The organism is Nonomuraea sp. NPDC048892, assembly GCF_040649735.1.
GTDB classification, from domain to species: domain Bacteria; phylum Actinomycetota; class Actinomycetes; order Streptosporangiales; family Streptosporangiaceae; genus Nonomuraea; species Nonomuraea maheshkhaliensis.
The window spans coordinates 284,711-304,015 of sequence record NZ_JBEZFZ010000003.1; the positions used below are offsets into that span (position 1 = coordinate 284,711).

At 71.4% G+C, this 19,305-nt stretch carries 20 protein-coding genes; 6 read left to right on the forward strand and 14 right to left on the reverse strand.

Annotated elements, in window-relative coordinates:
• Window positions 1-9: 9 nt before the first annotated feature.
• Entirely contained in the window at window positions 10-1,167 is a 1,158-nt protein-coding gene (locus AB0C28_RS11005) for a CoA transferase (RefSeq protein ID WP_358073723.1), read from the reverse strand.
• A 77-nt stretch (window positions 1,168-1,244) separates the two neighbouring features.
• Here AB0C28_RS11005 and AB0C28_RS11010 point away from each other — a divergent pair, with 77 nt between their 5' ends.
• Window positions 1,245-1,775, forward strand: coding sequence for a hypothetical protein (locus tag AB0C28_RS11010; RefSeq protein WP_357844574.1), 531 nt, complete (start codon window positions 1,245-1,247; stop codon window positions 1,773-1,775).
• 7 nt (window positions 1,776-1,782) lie between these two features.
• Here AB0C28_RS11010 and AB0C28_RS11015 read toward each other — a convergent pair whose 3' ends face one another.
• Window positions 1,783-2,466 (reverse strand): histidine phosphatase family protein, encoded by a 684-nt coding sequence (locus AB0C28_RS11015; RefSeq protein ID WP_358073725.1) that lies wholly within the window; start codon window positions 2,464-2,466, stop codon window positions 1,783-1,785.
• A 70-nt stretch (window positions 2,467-2,536) separates the two neighbouring features.
• Between AB0C28_RS11015 and AB0C28_RS11020 the strand changes: the two genes are divergently transcribed.
• On the forward strand, window positions 2,537-3,430 hold the full coding sequence (locus tag AB0C28_RS11020) for an NAD(P)-dependent oxidoreductase (RefSeq protein ID WP_357844569.1): 894 nt from the start codon (window positions 2,537-2,539) through the stop codon (window positions 3,428-3,430).
• A gap of 31 nt (window positions 3,431-3,461) precedes the next feature.
• Here the strand turns inward: AB0C28_RS11020 and AB0C28_RS11025 are convergent, their stop codons facing one another.
• Genes AB0C28_RS11025 through AB0C28_RS11035 form a run of 3 tightly spaced genes read right to left on the reverse strand, consistent with a single transcriptional unit; the run spans window position 3,462 to window position 7,653 of the window.
• On the reverse strand, window positions 3,462-5,270 hold the full coding sequence (locus AB0C28_RS11025; RefSeq protein ID WP_357844566.1) for a hydantoinase B/oxoprolinase family protein: 1,809 nt from the start codon (window positions 5,268-5,270) through the stop codon (window positions 3,462-3,464).
• On the reverse strand, window positions 5,263-7,263 hold the full coding sequence (locus AB0C28_RS11030; protein WP_357844563.1) for a hydantoinase/oxoprolinase family protein: 2,001 nt from the start codon (window positions 7,261-7,263) through the stop codon (window positions 5,263-5,265). The genes AB0C28_RS11025 and AB0C28_RS11030 overlap by 8 nt, the downstream gene beginning before the upstream one ends.
• Window positions 7,264-7,269: 6 nt before the next feature.
• Window positions 7,270-7,653, reverse strand: a complete 384-nt coding sequence (locus tag AB0C28_RS11035) for a hypothetical protein (protein ID WP_357844560.1) — start codon at window positions 7,651-7,653, stop codon at window positions 7,270-7,272.
• 76 nt (window positions 7,654-7,729) lie between these two features.
• On the opposite strand from AB0C28_RS11035, the gene AB0C28_RS11040 reads away from it, so the two are divergent.
• Window positions 7,730-8,404, forward strand: a complete 675-nt coding sequence (locus AB0C28_RS11040; RefSeq protein ID WP_358073727.1) for a thymidine kinase — start codon at window positions 7,730-7,732, stop codon at window positions 8,402-8,404.
• Here the strand turns inward: AB0C28_RS11040 and AB0C28_RS11045 are convergent.
• The 4 genes from AB0C28_RS11045 to AB0C28_RS11060 are packed head-to-tail and all read right to left on the reverse strand — an operon-like array spanning window position 8,361 to window position 11,253.
• Complete coding sequence (locus AB0C28_RS11045; protein WP_346110626.1) at window positions 8,361-8,780, reverse strand: MarR family transcriptional regulator; 420 nt, start codon at window positions 8,778-8,780, stop codon at window positions 8,361-8,363. The genes AB0C28_RS11040 and AB0C28_RS11045 overlap by 44 nt on opposite strands.
• A gap of 59 nt (window positions 8,781-8,839) precedes the next feature.
• A complete protein-coding gene (locus tag AB0C28_RS11050; RefSeq protein ID WP_357844553.1) occupies window positions 8,840-9,511 on the reverse strand; it encodes a DsbA family oxidoreductase in 672 nt (223 codons plus the stop codon).
• 48 nt (window positions 9,512-9,559) lie between these two features.
• Window positions 9,560-10,456 (reverse strand): hypothetical protein, encoded by an 897-nt coding sequence (locus AB0C28_RS11055; RefSeq protein ID WP_357844550.1) that lies wholly within the window; start codon window positions 10,454-10,456, stop codon window positions 9,560-9,562.
• Window positions 10,457-10,512: 56 nt separating this feature from the next.
• On the reverse strand, window positions 10,513-11,253 hold the full coding sequence (locus AB0C28_RS11060) for a carbon monoxide dehydrogenase subunit G (RefSeq protein ID WP_358073729.1): 741 nt from the start codon (window positions 11,251-11,253) through the stop codon (window positions 10,513-10,515).
• 95 nt (window positions 11,254-11,348) lie between these two features.
• Between AB0C28_RS11060 and AB0C28_RS11065 the strand changes: the two genes are divergently transcribed.
• The 3 genes from AB0C28_RS11065 to cydB all read left to right on the forward strand — a co-directional run bounded on the left by AB0C28_RS11065 (window position 11,349) and on the right by cydB (window position 14,705).
• A complete protein-coding gene (locus AB0C28_RS11065) occupies window positions 11,349-12,263 on the forward strand; it encodes a polysaccharide deacetylase family protein (protein WP_358073731.1) in 915 nt (304 codons plus the stop codon).
• A 197-nt stretch (window positions 12,264-12,460) separates the two neighbouring features.
• A complete protein-coding gene (locus AB0C28_RS11070) occupies window positions 12,461-13,816 on the forward strand; it encodes a cytochrome ubiquinol oxidase subunit I (protein WP_358073733.1) in 1,356 nt (451 codons plus the stop codon).
• Window positions 13,817-13,826: 10 nt separating this feature from the next.
• On the forward strand, window positions 13,827-14,705 hold the full coding sequence (gene cydB, locus AB0C28_RS11075; RefSeq protein ID WP_357844539.1) for a cytochrome d ubiquinol oxidase subunit II: 879 nt from the start codon (window positions 13,827-13,829) through the stop codon (window positions 14,703-14,705).
• 14 nt (window positions 14,706-14,719) lie between these two features.
• Here the strand turns inward: cydB and AB0C28_RS11080 are convergent, their stop codons facing one another.
• Genes AB0C28_RS11080 through AB0C28_RS11100 form a run of 5 tightly spaced genes read right to left on the reverse strand, consistent with a single transcriptional unit; the run spans window position 14,720 to window position 19,300 of the window.
• Window positions 14,720-15,451, reverse strand: coding sequence for an ABC transporter ATP-binding protein (locus tag AB0C28_RS11080; protein ID WP_358073735.1), 732 nt, complete (start codon window positions 15,449-15,451; stop codon window positions 14,720-14,722).
• 28 nt (window positions 15,452-15,479) lie between these two features.
• Window positions 15,480-16,211, reverse strand: coding sequence for an ABC transporter ATP-binding protein (locus tag AB0C28_RS11085; RefSeq protein ID WP_357844532.1), 732 nt, complete (start codon window positions 16,209-16,211; stop codon window positions 15,480-15,482).
• Complete coding sequence (locus tag AB0C28_RS11090) at window positions 16,208-17,167, reverse strand: branched-chain amino acid ABC transporter permease (protein WP_357844529.1); 960 nt, start codon at window positions 17,165-17,167, stop codon at window positions 16,208-16,210. Before AB0C28_RS11090 ends, AB0C28_RS11085 begins: the two co-directional genes overlap by 4 nt.
• Before the next feature lie 28 nt (window positions 17,168-17,195).
• Window positions 17,196-18,074 (reverse strand): branched-chain amino acid ABC transporter permease, encoded by an 879-nt coding sequence (locus tag AB0C28_RS11095; RefSeq protein WP_358073737.1) that lies wholly within the window; start codon window positions 18,072-18,074, stop codon window positions 17,196-17,198.
• Window positions 18,071-19,300 (reverse strand): amino acid ABC transporter substrate-binding protein, encoded by a 1,230-nt coding sequence (locus AB0C28_RS11100; RefSeq protein WP_358073739.1) that lies wholly within the window; start codon window positions 19,298-19,300, stop codon window positions 18,071-18,073. Before AB0C28_RS11100 ends, AB0C28_RS11095 begins: the two co-directional genes overlap by 4 nt.
• Window positions 19,301-19,305 lie beyond the last annotated feature (5 nt).

Below are 19,305 nucleotides of genomic sequence, written 5' to 3' on the forward strand. Positions count from 1 at the left end.
GATTTCCGATCATCGTTCACGTTCTTCCAGCCAGGCGAGCACCGCGTCGCCGTCCTGGCCGAGCATGGGCGGCGCGGTGTGCTCGATCCCGGTCAGCCCGTCGAACCGCAGCGGCGGCCCTGGCAGCTCGATCTTGCCCAGTACGGAGTGCTCCACCTCGACGACCAGGCCCTGCGAGCGGGTCTGGTCCCAGGTGTAGACCTCGTCCAGCGACCTGATCGCGCCCGCGGGCACGCCCGCCTCGCCGAGCCTGGCCAGCCAGTGGGCGCGGTCGTGGGCTCCGAGGGCCTTCTCCATGTCGGCGACGAGTTCGTCGCGGTGCTCGAACCGGTCCCTGTTGGTGGCGTAGCGCGCCTGGGCCGGGTCGATGCCGAGCAGCGCGGCCACCTTGCGCCACTGGCCCTCGTTCGCGGCGGCGATCTGCAGCATGCCGTCGGCGCAGCGGAAGGCGCCGTAGGGGGTGATGGAGGCGTGGTGGTTGCCGCTCGCGGCGGGCACCTTGCCGCCGACCGTCCAGGCGGTGCCGTGGTAGGAGTGGACGCCGGTGATCGCGGCGAGCAGCGAGGTGCGCACCACCCTGCCCCTGCCGGTGCGCTCGCGCTCGTAGAGGGCGCCGGCCACGCCGTACGCGCCGTGGATGCCGGCCAGCAGGTCGGCGATGGAGGCGCCGACGCGGTAGGGCTCGTCGGCCGATGGCCCGGTCAGCGACATCAGGCCGCCCTCCCCCTGGGCGATCTGGTCGTAGCCGGGGCGGCCCCCTTCCGGGCCGTCGTGGCCGAAGCCGGTGATCGACAGGATGACCAGGCGCGGGTTGAGCTCGTGCAGGCGCTCGACGGAGAAGCCGAGGCGGTCGAGCACACCGGTACGGAAGTTCTCGACGAGCACGTCGCTCTGGCGCACGAGGCGTTCGATGAGCTCTTTGCCCTCGGCGGACTTCAGATCGACGGCGATGGACTGCTTGTTGCGGTTGGCTGCCAGGAAATAAGTGGAAATTTCGCTATCAGGCCCGACGAAGGGCGGCCCCCAGCCACGTGACTCGTCGCCCCCGTCCGGATGCTCTACCTTGATCACCCGAGCGCCCAGGTCACCGAGCATCTGCGCGGCGTGCGGGCCGGCCAGGGCCCTGGACAGATCGAGCACGACGATGTCACCGAGGGGTCCGAGCAAGATCCAGCCTCCTCCTTGCGTTCGGGGTGAAAGAACATTCTCTCAGGAGGCCGCCCCGCGTCACCTACCCTGGGTCGATGATTGAGCCGGCCGAGCGCATCAGGCGCCTGCGGCCCTCGTGCGGTCCCGTGCGCCTCGTCGCCGTGGACGGGCCTGCGGGGGCGGGCAAGACGACGTTCGCGAATCGGCTGGCGGCCGACCTGGGCTGCCAGGTCGTGCACAGCGACGACTTCCCCGTGCCGTGGGAGGAGGGGCCTGGCGCCTGGTTCCACGCCCTGGAGGCCCAGGTGCTGGAGCCGCTGCGGAACGGCCTGCCCGGCGGTTTCCGCAGGTACGACTGGGTGCGCGGGACGTACGCCGAGGAGGTGGCCGTGCCCGTGGCGCCCGTTCTGGTCGTCGAGGGCGTCGGCACGGCGCGGGCGTCGGTGGCGGAGCTGCTGGCCTACGTCGTGTGGGTGGAGGCCGGTGAGACGGTACGGCTGCGGCGCGTGCTGGAGCGGGACGGGCCGGAGCTGGAGCCCCGGTGGCGGGAATGGTTCAAGGCCGAACAGGCATGGTTCGCCGCCGATCGCACCCGCGAACGCGCCGATCTCGTCGTCGAAACGTGATGTGTCCTCAAGGCCAAGGGGCGAGGTGGGTGATGTCGTTGAAGCTGACGAGCTCGAACCCGGCGTCGCCGGTGTGCCAGATCGAGACGGACGCGTTCAGCACGGGCGCGAAGTCCAGCACCGCCGCGAGCTCCGCGTCGGGACCCCCGGCGATGACGTGGCGCAGCCCGAGCACCACCGAGTCGTGCGCGACGATCAGCACCCGCCGCCCGTCCGCGCGCCCGTCCAGGTCGTGCACGAAGGCGCGGAGCCTGAGCACGACGTCGGCGAGCGACTCGCCGCCTGGCGGCCGGTAGGAGTATTCGCCCTCGGATCGCCTGCGGGCCAGCTCCTCGGGGAACCGTTCGCCGATCGCGGCCAGGTTGTAGGGCGCGAGCAGCCCCGCCTCCTGGTCCCTGAGCCGTTCGTCCACGGTGACGGGCGGCGGCGGGCCGCCCCACGACGCCAGGGCCAGCTCCCAGGTGTCGAGCGCGCGCCGGTAGGGCGAGCACCAGACCAGCTCGGGCACCTCTCCGGGAGGCAGGGCGGCGAGCAGCCGGCCGAGCGCCGCCGCCTGGGCCCGGCCCAGCCCGGTCAGGCCCACCTCGTCGTCGCCGCGTTCGTAGACGAGCGGCGTGTCGCCGGCCCGCTGGTAGGCCAGGTTGGCCTCGCTCTCCCCGTGTCGTACCGCCATGATCCGCGCGACGCCCATGCTCTCATCCTCACACGCCGCCGTTCACCCCCGGCCGAGCGAGCCGGACCGCCCGGCATATCGTGATCCCATGAGTGTTGTCGCGGTTCTCGGAGCCGGGCTCATGGGGCTGCCCATGGCCCGCAATCTGGCCGGGGCGGGCCTGCGCGTGCGCGCGTGGAACCGTACCAGGGACAAGGCCCTGCCGCTGGAGGCCGACGGCGTGGTGGTCGCGGACTCGCCGGCCGGGGCGGTCGAGGGCGCCGACGTCATCGTCACCATGCTGAGCGACGGTGACGCCGTGCACGACGCGATCTCCGCCGCCGCGCCGGGGCTGCGGCCCGGGCAGGTGTGGGCGCAGATGAGCACGGTCGGCGTCGACGCGGTCGGGCGGCTGGCCGCGCTGGCCGGGGCGCACGGGCTGACGTTCGTGGACGCGCCGGTGCAGGGCACCAGGCAACCGGCGGAGCAGGGCAAGCTGGTCATCCTGGCGGCGGGTCCGCAGGCGGCCAGGCAGGCGCTGGAGCCGGTGTTCGCGGCGGTCGGGCAGCGGACGCTCTGGCTCGGCGAGGACGGCTCCGGCGGCGCGGGCACCAAGCTGAAGATGGCCACGGTCAGCGTCGGCATCTCGATGACCGCCGTCATCGCCGAGGCGCTCTCCCTGGCAGAGGGGCTCGGGCTCGATCCCGACCTGGTGCGGCAGGTGATCGCCGGCGGGCCGATGGACAGCGCGTACTTCCAGGCCAAGTCGAAGGCCCTCCTGGAGGGCGACTTCACGCCGTCCTTCTCGGTGCGCAACGCCGAGAAGGACACCCGCCTCATCACCAGGGCGGGCGAGACGGCCGGGGTCAGGCTCGACCTGGTGGCCGCCGCCGGCGAGCGCTTCCGCCGGGCCGAGGCGGCCGGGCACGGCGACGAGGACATGGCGGCGACGTACTTCGCCGCCTTCGACCCCGAGCGGGACACGCGACCGGACGGGCCGTGAGGGGCGGGCCCGCGCGGCTCGGGCACGCCCCTTAGAGTTCGTCCACGTCCGCGTGCGGCCGGCCGCCGGAGAGCTTGGCGTAGCCGGGGCCCCGGTCGAAGAAGCGGTCGGCCGGGGGCCGCAGGCGGGCGCGGAGCTCGGCCGTGCCCTGCTCGTCGATGCGGTCGCCGTCGAGCACCACGCCGTAGTCGCCGAGGGCCCCGGCGATCGACACCTTCCCGTCGCGCACGTCTGCCGCCACCGCGCGGGGGTCGCGGTCGTACGGGGAGCCCCAGCCGCCGCCACCGGTGGTGCGGATCCTGATCAGCTCGCCCGCCTGCACCTGGTGGTCGTCGACCAGCCCCTCCATCTCCTTGCCCGCGATCTCGACGCGGAACGGCCGCCCGGCCAGGCCGCCGTTGACGCCCCAGCAGGACAGGATCGAGCGGTCGGCGATCGACATGTACGACGCGTCGCGCAACATCCGGATGTGCTTGTCGTAGCCGAGCCCGCCCCGGTACATCCCCGGCCCGCCGGAGTCGCAGGCCAGCGCCAGCCGCTCGACCCGGAACGGCCACCTGGCCTCGGCGAACTCGACCGGGATGTTGCGCGAGTCGGGCACCACGTGGATGGTGTCCTCGCCGTCGGCGTACCAGCGCCCGCCCGAGCCGCCGCCCAGGACCTCCCGCATCAGGTACGGGGCCCCTTCCGCGTCGACGCCGTGGACGCCGGTGTAGCGGATGGTCTCCTGGTCGGCCGGCATGCGCCCGCCGGTCGCCTTGGCCAGCACGCCCGCCAGCACGCCGAGCAGGCGCAGGATGACGAACGTGCGGGCGTTGGTGGGCGCGGGGAAGACCGGGGTGAGCAGCGTGCCCTTCTCCGGGAAGATCATCTTGATCAGCGGCACGACGCCCTCGTTGACGTCCAGCTCCGCCATGCGCTCCGGCGTGTCGGCCAGGTTGCGCAGCACCGGGGCCAGCCACTTCTTCAGGAACACCCCGTCGGCGTAGTCGCCCGCGTGGTTGATCGGCCCCTTGGCCTGCGGCGAGGTGCCGGTGAAGTCGATGGTCAGCGGCGAGTCGGCGGCGTGGTCGACGGTGAGCGTGATGCGCTGGGCGTGCAGGCGGGGCTCGTCCACGCCGTCGTGCTCGGCGTAGTCCTCCCACACGTACGTGCCCTCGGGGATCTTGGCCAGCAGCTCCCTGCGGAACGTCTCGGTCGTCTTGTCGATGATGGCGTCGAAGCACTCCTGCACGGCCTGCTTGCCGTAGCGTTCGAACAGCTCACCGAGCCGCCGCGCGCCCATCAGGCAGGCCGAGCACTCCGCGTCCAGGTCGCCCGCCAGCGAGTCGGGCATGCGCGAGTTGCGCGTCATGATGCGCAGCGCGGCCTCGTTGGGCTCGCCGGCGTCCCACAGCTTGATCGGCGGGACCATCAGGCCCTCTTCGTAGACCGAACGGGCATGGGAGGGCATGGAGCCGGGGACCGCGCCGCCGATGTCGTCGTGGTGGCCGAACGCCTGCACGAACGCGACCACCTCGTCCTCGTGGAAGACGGGCACGGTGACGCACAGGTCGGGCAGGTGACCGATGCCGCCTTCCGACAGGTAGACGTCGTTGTGGAAGTAGACGTCGCCCGGCTTCATCGTCTCGATCGGGAAGTCGCGCACGACGGGCTGGACGAGCGCGCTGTAGGAGCGGCCGGTGAGCTTGCGCAGGCGGGCGTCGTGGATGCCCGCGCGGAAGTCGTGGGCGTCGCGGATCATCGGCGAGCGGGCCGTACGCGCGATGGCGGTCTCGACCTCCTTCTCGACGGAGGCCAGCGTGCCTTCCACGATCTCCACCAGGATGGGATCAGTCACGACTTATCTCCACATTTCCGTATTCGTCCACCTTTGCCGTGAAGCCCGGATGGATCGGAATCGTCGAGCCGTACTCCTCGATCACCGCGGGCCCCTGCACCGTGGCGCCGGGCCCGAGCGCGGAGCGCTGGTGGATCGGGGTGTCGCGGGTCTCGTCGAAGTGCACGGGACGGACCGAGGTGGCCCCGTCGCCGGCCTTCTCCAGCCGCCTGATGACCGGGCGGGTGATGGGGCCGATGCCGGAGACGCGCAGGTTGACCCATTCGACGCCGTGGCGCGGGTCGTCGCGGTAGGCGTAGCCGTAGAGCTTCTCGTGGGCCTCGTGGAAGCGGGAGACCACCTCGGCCTGCCACTCGTCGTCGATCTCGCCGGCGGGGGCGGGCACGCGGACCTCGTACGCCTGGCCGTAGTACCGCAGATCGGCGCTGCGCTGGTAGACCGGGTCGGCGAAGCCCTCGCGGTCGAGCGCCTCGCCCGCCTGATGCTCCAGGTCGTGGAAGATCTCGACGGCCTTGCCGAGCGAGAGGTCGCGGGTGACGTACGTACGGACGTAGTCGTTCTTGACGTCCACCGTGAGCAGCCCGAACGCCGAGACGTTGCCCGGGTCGCGCGGGACGATCACGGACGGCAGGCCCAGGATGTCGATCAGCCGGCACGCCAGCAGCGGCCCGGAACCGCCGAAGGTCACCAGCGGGAAGTCCCGCACGTCCAGCCCGCGCTTGACGGTGAGCTGCCTGATGGCGTTGCTCTGGTTGAACGCGCTGATCTCCAGGATCCCGGTCGCCGTGCGCTCGGGGGTGAGGCCGAGCTTGTCGGCCAGCGCCTTGACGCCGGTGCGCGCGGCCTCGACGTCCAGCGGGATCTCCCCGCCGAGCAGGTGGGGCGGGACCCGGCCGAGGAACACGTGCGCGTCCGTCACCGTCACCTCGGTCCCGCCCTTGCCGTAGCAGAGCGGGCCGGGGTCGGCGCCCGCGGACTTGGGCCCGACCTTGAGCGTGCCCTCGGGCGAGATCCAGGCGATCGAGCCGCCGCCGGCGCCGACCGTGATGATGTCGATCATCGGGATCTTGCACGGGTAGCGGCCGACGGAGCCCTCGGTGGTGATGGACGGCTCGCCGTCGATCACCACGGCCACGTCGGTCGAGGTGCCGCCGCCGTCGAGGGTGATCACCGACTCGTGCCCGGCCGTCGAGGCGATGAGCGCCGCGCCGAGCGCGCCGGCCGCCGGGCCCGACAGGACCGTGGTGATGGGCTGGTTGACGACCTCGCGGGCGGACAGGATGCCGCCGTTGGACTTCATCACCGAGAACGGCTTGCCGAGCCGGGTGGACAGGTTGGCGATGTAGCCGCGCATGGCCGGCTTGACGGCGGCGTCGACCAGGGTGGTGACCGAGCGCTCGTACTCGCGGTATTCGCGCAGCACGTCGCTCGACAACGAGATCACCGCCTCCGGGTGCTCGCGCCACAGCACCTCGCGCATGCGGCGCTCGTGCTCGGGGTTGGCGTAGGAGTGCAGGAAGCAGACCCCGATCGCGGTGATGCCCTTGGCGCGGAACCAGCGGGCCACCTCCACGGCCTGCTCCTCGGAGAACGGCCACACCTCGTCGCCCCGGTGGTCGAGCCGCCCGCCGACGGTCCTGACCAGGTGCACGGGAACGATCCTCGGCGGTTTGACCCAGAAGTAGGAGTTGCCGTAGCCGTCGGGCACGCTCTGCCTGGCGATCTCCAGGATGAACTCGAACCCCTCGGTCGTGATGAACCCGAGGCTTTCGATCCGGTCTTCCAGCAGGCGGTTCGTGGCCACGGTGGTGCCGTGCACGATGGCGCCGGCGTCGAGCCGGCCCAGCTTCTCGATGCCCGCGAGAAACCCGTCGGCCGGGTTCGCGGGGGTCGAGGGGGTCTTCGTGGTGAGGATCTCACCGGTCTCCTCGTCCACCGCCACAATGTCGGTGAACGTTCCTCCGGTGTCGACACCGATACGGACGCTACGCATGACTCCTCAGCTTCGGCGCCGGCCGAGCACTTCGTCGATGACTCGGGGCGCGTTCTGTGTGCCGACGTAGGCCGCCAGCCTGACCACCATCTCCTGGGAACGGGCCAGCTCGGCCTCCACCCTCGCCTTTCCTGACTGCCCCGCCTGAACGCCGAAGTATGCCCCGATAATGGTACCGATCACCCCCGCGACTCCCGCGAAGAGCGCGGCGAACTCCCCGGTGGCGAACACGGCGGCGCCGAAGGCGACCAGGACCGCGAGGATACCCGCCACGACCACGAGGAAGCCGTACCGCCATCGGGTGGCGTCCGCCTGGGCGGCCGTGAGGTCGTCCGGGGTCATCATCGCGTCGAGCGACTCCGGCCGGGACGGGGAATTGTCGGTGACCACTGATTCCTCCAGATACTCAGGGGACAAAATGTCCCACGAGGTCATGGGACAAGCCAAGCCACTAAGCTGGCGGCCCGTGACTGAACTGTCTGCCTTGTCCGCCGTGCCCTCTGGAGCCAGGGATGCCGTACTGAAGTTCTACTTCGGCCCCATGGACTGCGGGAAGTCCACGCTGGCGCTCCAGATGAACTACAACCACGGACGGCAGGGCCGGCGTGGCCTCGTGCTGACCAAGCACGACCGCTCCGGCGGCCCGAAGGTGACCAGCAGGATAGGGCTCGGCCTTGAGGCCATCGAGGTGGTGGACTCCCTCGACCTGGTCCGGCTGGTGACCGCGCACGACCGCATCGACTACCTCATCTGCGACGAGGCCTGCTTCTACACCGTCGAGCAGATCGAGCAGCTGGCCGACCTGGTGGACGGCCACGGCGTGGACGTCTACGCCTTCGGGCTGGCCTCGGACTTCAGGTCGGTGATGTTCCCGGCCGCGCAGCGGCTGTTCGAGCTGGCCGACGAGGTGTGCCGGCTGCAGGTCGAGGTGCTGTGCTGGTGCGGGCGGCCCGGCCAGCTGAACGCCAGGATCGTGGGCGGGGCGATGGCGCGTACCGGCGAGCAGGTGGTGATCGGCGACACCGACGCCGCGCACGTGCGCTATCAGGTGTTGTGCCGCCGCCACCACCGGGCAGGCCGGCTCGGGGAGGGCGCGCTCAGCCCGCTGGAGGCGGGACCAGGCGCTCCAGGACGTCTCTGAGGAGCCCGGCGTCGCCGCCGGACAGCGAGGACAGGAACTCCTCCTCCGCCGCGTCCACGGCGATCCTGGCCACGCCCAGCGTCTCGTGCCCGCGCTCCGTCGGCTCGACCACGTTCTTGCGCCGGTCGTCGGGGTGCGGGCGGCGGCGCACGAGGTCCTTGCGCTCCAGCGCGTCGACCATCGCCACCATCGTGGTGCGGTCGATCCCGAGCCGCCTGGCCGCGTCGAGCTGCGACATCGGCGCGGGCGAGTCGAGCAGCGCGAGCACTGCGAACTCACGCCCGTCGATCCCGTACGGCTCCAGCGCCGCTCCCGTCAGCTCGGTCAGGCGCAGGTTGGCGTGCTTGAGCAGATAACCAAGGCGACGTCTCGACACCCTGCGATTCTCCCACCCGTCTCCCACCCATCTCCACCCGCCGAGAACTCCGGCGACGCTCAGACCGCGCAGACGCCGTCGTCGTCGCAGCCTTCGGCCGGCGCGGCAAGCTGGGTGATCGGCGTCTGGCCGGTACGCTCGGCCACCTCGTCGATCGCGGCGGCGAAGGCGTCGACCGGCTGCGCGCCCGACACGGCGTACTTGCCCTCGAACAGGAACAGCGGCACCCCGCTGATGCCGAGCGAGCGGGCCCTGGCCAGCTGCTCGCGCACCTCCTCTGCCCCCTCTCCCGTGTCGGTCACGCCCACCTCGGCGGCCAGCTCGGCCAGCACACCGGCGTCGGCCACGTCGCGGCCCTCGGTGAAGTAGGCGCGGAACAGCCGCTCGGCCATCTCCTCGCCGAGCCCCTGCCGGCCGGCCACCTCGATGAGGCGGTGGGCCCGCACGGTGGTCGAGTTGAGCGCCCGGTCGTAGTCGAGCTCCAGGCCCTCCTCGGCGGCGGTGCCGACGACCCGCTCGATCATCTGGCGGGCGTTGGGCCCGAACTTGCGCTCCATCGACGGGATCAGCGGCTCGCCCTTCGCCGGGGCGTCCGGGTTGAGCTGGAACGGCCGCATCGTCACCTCGATCGAGCCGCCCTTGTCACGGAACCGCTCGGCGGCCTTGGTGAACCTGGCGTGGCCGATGTAGCACCACGGGCACACGACGTCAGAGAAAATCTCCACCTTCATGTCGGCCTCAACCGCCGCCGCCCGCCGTTGATTCCTATCCCGTGCTTCCTATCCGGCGGCCAGTTCCTCCAGCCGGTACGGCAGGTACGCGGAATCGTCGACCAGCGCCGAAGCCCCGCGCCACCAGCCGAACCACTCACCGCTGCGCCACATCCAGTCCACCCGCTCGATGGCGGCCACCACGTCGCCCACGGTCCGCCAGCTCTCGCCGAGCTGCTCGCGGGTGGCCCCGTGGCGCATCGCCCACGCGCGCAGCACGTCCGCGGCGGCGGAGGACACCTCGCGCGCGTAGGGGTCGGGGCTCTCCCCCGGCAGCCGGTGCGGCCCGAGCCCGGCCGCCACGCCCCAGCTCCACTGGGCCTCGGCCGGGCGGGAGTAACGCAGCGACTGGAAGTCGAGGTTGGAGCCGAGCTCCTCGTCGGCCCTGCGGGCGACGACCGCGTCGAGCCTGCCGCCCGCGTCGAAGTGCACGACGAGCCGCTGACCCGGCCGGACGTCAGGCGGCAGGTCGAAGCGGTCCTCGGCCTGCCAGGAGTTGAGGTCGACCTGCGCCACGGGCGCGCCCCAGAGCTGGTCCGCGGCGTCGTCGGCGATCCAGGCGGCGAGCATCTCCAGCGCGGTCAGATCGGTCCACGGCTCGATCGCGACGGCCGTGCGCACCACCTCGTCGGGCGCGGGCAGCTTGCCGCCCCTGGACCTGCCCCACCACTCCTCGCCCAGCTCCCGGGTGCCGACCAGCAGCGCGGCGATGGCGGCCAGCTCCGCCGAGCGCCTGGTGAGCTGGGCGCCGAGGGCCAGGTCGAGCGTGCGCCTGGTGCGGTCGTCGCCGAGCACGGGGCGCACGTCGCCGATCAGCATCTCGGCCGTCGGGCGGTCCTCGCCCAGCAGGTTGTGTACGACTCGCCTGGCCTCGGTCCGTGCGTCTTCAGCATGTGCCTGCCGCATACCGCCACGCTACGCCGGGAGATCCTTTTCCGCGAGAGTCCGCGACGCCACCACCCTCAGGCGTCGCGCCGCCATCCGCGCCCGAGCAGCCAGCCCACCGCCGCCCCCGCGAGCGCGACGCCCGCGCCCATGCCGAAGGAGGCCAGCATCACCCACGGGCGGGTCTCGGCGTGCCGCGCGGCGGGCCGCTCATAAACCGTCCCCGCCGCTCCCGCCGCCCCCGCTGCTCGCTGCGCCTGCGCGGGCTGGACGGGATCGCCGGGCCGGTCCTGCTGGGCGAGCGCGCCCGGCGCGCCCGGCGCGGCAGGCGTGGCGGGCGTGACGGTCGTGCCGTTGGGCGCGGGCTCGCAGATCTCGGCGGGCGCGCGCAGGTGCTCATCGACGGCCGAGAAGAACTCCGCCGCCGTCCGCCTGGCCGCCGCGCCCAGCATCCGCTGCCCGACCCCGCCGATCATGCCGCCGATCACGGCCTCGGCGTCGTAGTCGACCCGCGTCCCGCCGTCGACCTCGCTCAGCCGGACCTGGACGGTCGCGTCCACGGTCCCCGGCGCGCCCTGCCCGCACGCCCGCAGCGTGAAGCTCTCCGGCGCCAGCGGGTCGCCCAGCGAGACCTCTCCCTGGTAGACGCCCTTGATGGAGGCCACCCCCGCGTTGACCGTCATCCGGTACGTGTCCGGCCCCGTCTCCTCCAGCCGCTCGCATCCCGGAATGGTGCGCACCAGCACCTCCGGATCCCGCAGTGCCGTCCACGCCTGGTCCCTGTTCACGCCGATCACGGCGCTGCCCGCCACCTTCATGGGGCCACTTTAGGCAGACGGGGACGGCCCGATAAGGGCAACACCTGCCAGACGCGGGCCCGGCGCCATGATCAGGACTGGCAAGATGGTGCCCCATGCGCAGGGGGCGGAGGACGTACGGGGTGATCGGCGGGCCGATCGGCGCGGCCGCCGGACGGGCGGTCGGCGGGGCGTGTCTCGTGATCCTGGCGGCCTGCGCGCCGGCGGGGACCGGCACCGGCGCATCCGGATCGGCGACCCCGACGACTCCCGCGAAGGCACCCTCCACAGCACCCTCTTCCGGACAGCCGACCGGCGAGCCGCCGGCCGGCCCGCCCGGTGTGAAGCCCCGGGCGGGTGAGGTGCGCCCGATCGAGCACGACGGCGACCTCCCGCCCGTGATCAGCTCCCTCCCCACCAAGCGCAAGGTCGTCTTCCTGACCATCGACGACGGCTGGGAGCAGGACCCCGGCTTCGCCGCGCAGATCCGCGACCAGCGCATCCCGGTCACCGCCTTCGCCATGCGCGACGCGGTCGAGGCCAAGGGCACCCCGGACGAGGCGGGCGGCCGGGCCCGTTACGTCGGCGCCGGCAAGTGGGGATATTTCCGGCAACTGCGGGACGCGGGGGTCCCCGTCGAGAACCACACCCTCACCCATCCCGACCTCCGCCTCCTCGGCCGCGACGCCCAGCGGAGGGAGATCTGCGGCGCCGCCAAGCTCATCGGCAAGCAGGTCGGCACGCGGCCCACGCTGTTCCGTCCGCCGTTCGGCGCCTACAACACCGACACGCTCATGGCCGCCAGGAGCTGCGGCGTGACGGCCGTGCTGCTGTGGACCGCGACCGTGCAGCCGGGCGGCAAGATCGCCTACCAGGTGCCCGACAAGCGGCTGCGCCCCGGCGACATCCTGCTGATGCACTTCCGCCCGAACCTCGCCAGGGACTTCCGCGTCCTGGTCGGCAAGATCCGGCGGCGCGGCTACGAGCTGGGGAACCTTCAGGCGTACCTGGCCGCCGCCCGGATTCGCTGAGGTCCGCCGCACGGCGTACCCGCTTGTCAGCCCGGCGGGGGACGCGCAGGAGGGCCCGCACGCGCGATCCTCGACAGCGATCAGAAATCCAGCAAAAAGGGATGTGACCAAGAACGCATCCCATTGCTCTACAGCTTGTAGTACTACTGGGGGTAGATGTACTACAGCTTGTAGAGCTCAGGGAGTCGGCGGGGAGTATGGACGCACTAGACCTTGCGCGGTGGCAGTTCGGGGTGACCACCGTCTACCACTTTCTGTTCGTGCCCTTGACCATCGGTCTCGGGATCTTCGTGGCCGGCCTGCAGACGGCCTGGCACCGCACGGGCAAGGAGCAGTACCTGACGCTGACGAAGTTCTTCGGAAAGCTGTTCCTGATCAACTTCGCCATGGGCGTGGTGACCGGCATCGTGCAGGAGTTCCAGTTCGGGATGAACTGGAGCGAGTACTCCGTCTTCGTGGGCGACGTCTTCGGGGCGCCGCTGGCCATGGAGGCGCTGCTGGCGTTCTTCATGGAGTCGACGTTCCTGGGCCTGTGGATCTTCGGCTGGGACCGGCTGCCGAAGCGGGCGCACCTGGCCTGCATCTGGGCGGCGGCCATCGGCTCCAACATCTCGGCCTACTTCATCCTCGCGGCCAACGCCTGGATGAAGCACCCGGTGGGCTACGAGGTCGTGGACGGCAGGGCCAGGATGACCGACCTGTGGGCGGTGCTGACCAACTCCACGGCGCTGGCCCAGGTCCCGCACGTGATCGGGGCGGCGTTCATCGTGGCGGGCGGGTTCGTGCTGGCGGTGTGCGGTTACTGGATGTTGCGGACGCGGCGTACCGGCGGGGGCGAGATGTGGCGCGGCGCGGCCCGCGCGGCGCTGGTGATGACGGCCGTCGCGGGAGTGCTCGTCGCGGCCACCGGCGACACCTCCGCCAAGCTCATGTACGAGCAGCAACCGATGAAGCTGGCCTCGGCCGAGGGCCTCGAACGCGACACCGCCGCAGCGCCGTTCAGCCTCGCCCCCGGCATCGAGATCCCCGCCGTGCTCAGCTTCCTGGCCACGAACGACCCGGGCGCCACCGTCCAGGGCATCGAGGACCTGCAGCGGCGCTTCGAGCGGCAGTTCGGCCCCGGCGACTACCGGCCGGACCAGACGATCGTGTTCTGGTCGTTCCGGGTGATGATCGTGTTCGGGCTGTCCACGGTGGGCCTGTCGGTGCTCGGGCTGTGGCTGACCCGCCGCCGGCGTCCCTTCCCCGCGTGGCTCTCGCGGGCGCTGCTGGCGTCGCTGCCGCTGCCGCTGGTCGCAGTGACCGCCGGCTGGCTGCTCAGCGAGATCGGCCGCCAGCCGTGGACGGTCGCCGGCGAGCTGCTGACGGCCTCCAGCGTGTCGCCGGGCGTCTCCCTGGCCGAGGTGGCCACCTCGCTGACCCTCTTCACCCTTCTCTACAGCGCGCTTGCGGTGGCCGAGACCGTGCTGCTGACCAGGCACGTCCGCACGGGCGTTGCGGAACGGGCGCCGCTGCCCACGGCCGAGCGGCGCGAGCCGTCCCTGATGTACTGAGGAGCAGACAATGATCGAGTTGTGGTTCGCCGTCATCGCCTTCCTCTGGACCGGCTACTTCGTCCTTGAGGGCTTCGACTTCGGCGTCGGCATGGTGGCGCCGCTGGTGAGCAGGAACGGCGAGGAGCAGCGCGCCGGCCTGGCGACCATCGGCCCGGTGTGGGACGGCAACGAGGTGTGGCTGATCACCGCGGTCGGCGCCATGTTCGCCGCCTTCCCCGTCTGGTACGCGGGTCTGTTCAGCTCCTTCTACCTGCCCGTGACGCTGGTCCTGGCCGGGCTGATCGTGCGCGGCGTCGGGCTGGAGTGGCGCGGCAAGGTGACGCACCCGGTCTGGTGCGACCTCGGCATCGTGGTGGGCAGCGCGCTCCCGGCGTTCCTGTGGGGTGCGATCTTCGCCTCGCTGCTGTTCGGCGGCGTCGCCCCCGCCCTGCTCGGCGGCGCGTTCACGCTGGCGGTGTGCGCACTGCACGGCGCGGTCTTCCTGGCGCTGCGGACCACGGGCCCGGTGCGCCGCCGCGCGCGGACCGTCGCCATGGCCGCCGGCGCCGTGACGATCCCGGTGGCCGTCTTCGCCCTGTCGGGCCTGGGCACGGCTCCGGCCCTGGCCGCGATGGCGGCGCTGGCCGCGGCCACGGCGCTGATCTGGCGGCGCAGGGAGGGCTGGGCGTTCACGGCCACGGCGGGCGCGATCGTGCTGACCACGCTGGCGGTCTTCATGGAGCTGCGGGTACGGCCGCTGCCGGGGCTTACCCTGGCCGAGGCGGCCTCCGGCGACTACACGCTGACCATGCTGACCTGGATCGGGCTGATCACGCTGCCGTTCATCATGGTCTACCAGGGGTGGACGTACTGGGTGTTCAGGAAGCGGATCAAGGTGCCCGCCTGACCCACGGCGGACGCTCAACCGGCGGGGGCGCCTCCCAGGTAGAGGCGGCCCAGCCGGGGGTCGGCGGCCAGGTCGCGGGCCGGGCCGGTGATGTGCACCCGGCCGAGGTCCAGCACGCAGCCGAGATCGGCCATCTCCAGCGCCCTGCGCGCGTTCTGCTCCACCAGCAGGACCGCCACGCCGGTCCTGCGCATGAGGTCGATCTGGTCGAAGACCACCTGCGTGTTGCGCAGGTCGAGGCCCATCGACGGCTCGTCGAGCAGCACCACGGACGGCTCCAGCATCAGCGCGCGGGCGAACTCGACCTGCTTCTGCTGCCCACCGGACAGCAGCCCCGCCATGCCGCCCCACCGTTCGCGCACCACGGGGAACAGGTCCTTGACCACCTCGATCCGCTCTTTCAGCCGAGCCTGGTCGCGGACGGTGAACCCGCCGAGCCGCACGTTCTCGGCCACGGTCATCTCGCGGAACACGCTGTGCCCCTGCAGCACGTGGGCCAGGCCCAGCCCGAGCAGCCGCTGCGGCGACAGGCCCGTCACGTCCCTGCCGGCCAGCAGCACCCGGCCCGACCTGGGCGCGAGCAGGCCGCTGGCCACCTTGAGCGCGGTGGACTTGCCCGCGCCGTTGGGGCCGACGAGGCAGACGACCTCACCGGCGCGGACGGTCACGTTCAGCCCGCGCAGCACGGGCGCGCCCCTGCCGTACCCGGCCACCACGTCATCCAAGGCCAGCACGGGCTCAGACACCGTTTCAGACACCGTTTCAGACACCGTTTCAGACACCGAGATACGCCTCCAGCACCCGCGGGTCCTCCCGCACCTCGGCGGGCGGCCCCTCGGCGATGGGCGCGCCGCGGTCGAAGACGATCACGTGGTCGCACATGCCCATCACCATGTCCATGTTGTGCTCCACGACCAGGAACGTGCGGCCCTCGGCGTTGAGGTCGCGGACGAGGCCGGTGATCCGGTCGATCAGCGCCGGGTTGACCCCGCCCGCGGGCTCGTCGAGCAGCACCAGGTCCGGCTCGGCCATGAGCACGGCGGCCAGTTCGAGCAGTTTCTGCTGGCCGTAGGACAGGTCGCGGGCCTCGGCCTCCTCCAGGTGCTCGATGCCCATGCGGCGCAGCCAGTGGCGGGCCCGTTCCATCTCGCCCGCGTCGCGCAGCCCCGCCATCAGCTCGCGCAGCCGGGTGCGACGGACCGCGACCAGCATGTTCTCCAGCACGGTCAGGCGCGGGAAGACGCGGCAGAGCTGGAAGGTGCGGCCGATGCCCGCGTGGGCGATCCGGTGCGGCGAGTGCCGGGTGATCTCCCTGTCGCGGTAGAGCACCCGCCCGGAGTCCGGCCTGATCAGGCCGGTCACGATGTTGAAGAACGTCGTCTTGCCCGAGCCGTTCGGCCCGATCAGGCCGTTGATCGCGCCGTCGCGCAGCTCGACGGTGACGCCGTTCACGGCCAGCACGCCGCCGAACGACTTCGTCAGCCCCTCCGTCCGCAGCGAGCTCATGACGAGACCCCATGCAGCCGCTGGTCCGCGCTCTCGTCGGGGATGGACGGACCCGCCCGCCGCCGGGTGAACCTGGCCAGGATGCCCTCCGGCATGAACAGCACCACCAGCACGAGCACCAGCCCCGTCGCGGTCAGGTGGATCTGCGTCTCGCCCAGCGCGATCAGGAAGTACTCCCCCGCCGGGGCCACGATGAGCGCGCCGAGCAGCGGCCCGAGCAGGTGCCTGACGCCGCCGAGCAGGCTCATGAGCACCATGTACGAGCCGATCAGGATGGAGAAGACGAAGATCGGGTCGAGGCTGCCGAACCAGAGCGCGTACAGGCCGCCGGCCAGCGCCACGAACAGGGCGGACAGGGCGAAGGCCGCCACCTTGTACGCCCCCGTCGGCACCCCCAGCGACTCGGCCTTGTCCTCGTCCTCCCTTATGGCCCGCAGCCCCGCGCCGAAGCGGGAACGGGAGATCTGCCACCAGGCCAGCAGCGCGACCCCGAGCAGCGCCAGGAACAGGTAGAAGAAGACCAGGTGCGTCTGGCCCCTGTGCAGGTCGGGGAAGGGCGAGGGCACCTGGAGGCCGGTGGAGCCGCCGGTCAGCGAGCGCCAGCCCTGCACGACGAGGTTCATCATCGACACGAGCGCGATGGAGACGATCACGAACGAGGCGCCGCGCACGCGTACCGCCGCGATCCCGACGCCGACGGCGAACACCGTGACCAGCAGCGCCGAGACCGGCAGGGCGACGAGCCAGGGCACGTCCAGGCGCACGACCAGCAGCCCGGTGCCGTACGCGCCCAGCCCGAAGAAGGCCGAGTGGCCGAGCGAGACGTAGCCGGTGAAGCCGCCGAGCAGGTTCCAGGAGGTGGCCATGGCGGCGTACATGACGGTCAGCGCGCCCGCGTACACCAGGTAGTAGTTGGGCACCAGCCACGGATAGGCGATCGCCAACACAGTGATCATCAGGGGGGCCAGCAGGGGCAGACCTCTTCTAGAAACGGTGCGCAAGCCGGCCTCCGAAGAACCCCTGGGGGCGGACGAGCAGGGCCAGGAAGAGGAAGACGTAGAACATCATGGTGGCCCAGGTGGCGTCCACGGTCACCAGCACGACACCCTCGACCACGCCGAGCAGCACGGCCGCGAGCGCGGCGCCGGTCACGCTGCCCAGGCCGCCGACCACGATGACGGCCATGAGCTTGCCGATCCAGACCCAGTGGGAGGCGGGGAAGAACGGCGTGATCAGCGCCAGCACCGTGCCGCCCACGGCGGCCGTGGCCAGGCCCACGCCGAAGCCGTAGCCGGCCACGCGCTCGGTCTGGATCCCGACCAGCCTGGCCGCCTCGCGGTGCTGGATCGTGGCCCGCAGCGCCTGCCCGAATTTGCTCCTGACCAGCACCGCGAACAGCACGGCCAGGGTGAGCCCGGCCACGCCAAAGGCGATGATCTTGTCGTACGGGAGGTGCACGCCGGCCACGGTGAGCGAGCGGGTGGCGTAGTCCATGCTGACCGACTTGTAGGAGCCCGTGTAGAACGTGCCGAGCAGCCCTTCGATGGTCAGCGCGAGCCCGAAGGTCAGCAGCACCGACATCATCGCCACGTTCTCCGGCGTCAGGCGGGCGATGAGCAGCCGCTGCACCGCCACGCCCAGCACGAAGAAGAGCGGGACGGTCACCGGCAGCGCCAGGAACGGATCCACGCCGAACACGGTGTGCGCGGTGTAGGTCAGGTAGGCACCCAGGAACAGGAACGCCGGGTGCGCCACCATGACCACCCGCATCACGCCGAAGTACAGCGACAGGCCGGAGGCCAGCAGCGCGTAGAGCCCGCCGGTCAGCACGCCCAGGGCCAGGCCCTGTGCGAGCAGGCTCACCACGGCTTCTTCGGATAGACGATGCCGGCGGTCTTCGCCTGCTCGGGCAGCACGATCTCGACCTTGCCGTTCACGTACTGCTGGATCATGTGCGCCTGCTCGGGCCGGCCCTTGTCGTCGAACGACAGCGGCCCCACGACGGTGTCGAACGTGGCCTGCCCGATGTGCGCGGTCAGCTTGTCCTGGCACTCCTTGGACGGGTCCGCGCACTTGGCCGCGTTCACGGCCGCCTCGACGATCTGGCCGACGGTGTAGCCGTTGGCCGCGTCCTCGTTGGCGTCGCCGCCGAACATCTCCTTGTAGCGCTTGACCAGGTCCTGGTTGCCGGTGAACGTGGCGGTGGCCGACCAGCCGACGGGCGAGATGACGTGCTCGGCCGCCCCCTTCACCGCGGCGGGGAACTCCGCCAGCGTCGGCCCCGTCGAGAACGCGGCCAGCTTCGGCTGCACCTTGAGCTCCTGCAGCGCCCGCACCAGGCCGACCGAGTCCTCGAACTGCGTGCCGCCCACGACCAGGTCGGGCTTGGCCGCGGCGATCTTCGCGGCGATGGGGGCGAAGTCGGTGGTCTCCGGCGGGTACACCTCGTCCACGACCGTCTTGATCCCGGCCGCGGCCAGCTTGTCGCGCAGCCCGTACGCGGTGCCCTGGGCGAACGGGTCGTCCAGGCTCGCGTACGCCGCCGTCTTCGGCCGCTGGTCGGCGGGCAGCTTGGTGAGGTAGTCGGCCAGATAGTTGTAGTGGTCGCTCGCGATGGCGGGGGCGGCGTAGAAGAGCCGCTTGAAGCCCTGCTCGAACACCTCGGCGGCGGCGCCGGCGGGCTCCACGAACAGCATGCCGTACGACTCGGCGACCTTCGCCGCCGGGATGACCAGGCGCGAGGAGAACGGCCCGAAGACCAGGTCCACCTTGTCCTGGGTGATGAGCGACTCGTAGTCGGAGCTGACCCGGTTGGGGTCGGAGGCGTCGTCGCGGAAGATCAGCTCGACCTTCCTGCCGAGCAGGCCGCCCTTGGTGTTCACCCGGTCGGCCCAGACCTGGTAGCCCTCCTGGATGCCCTTGCCCGGCTCGGAGAAGTCGCCGGTGAGCGGGAGGGAGACGCCGATCCGCACCGATCCCTTCTGCTGTCCCGGCGACTGCGCCGCGCCGGGTTCGTCGGTCTTCGCGCAAGCGGTGAGCGCCAGCGCGCAGAGGGAGATGATCGCCAGGCCCTTGCTTACTCTTGCCATCGAGG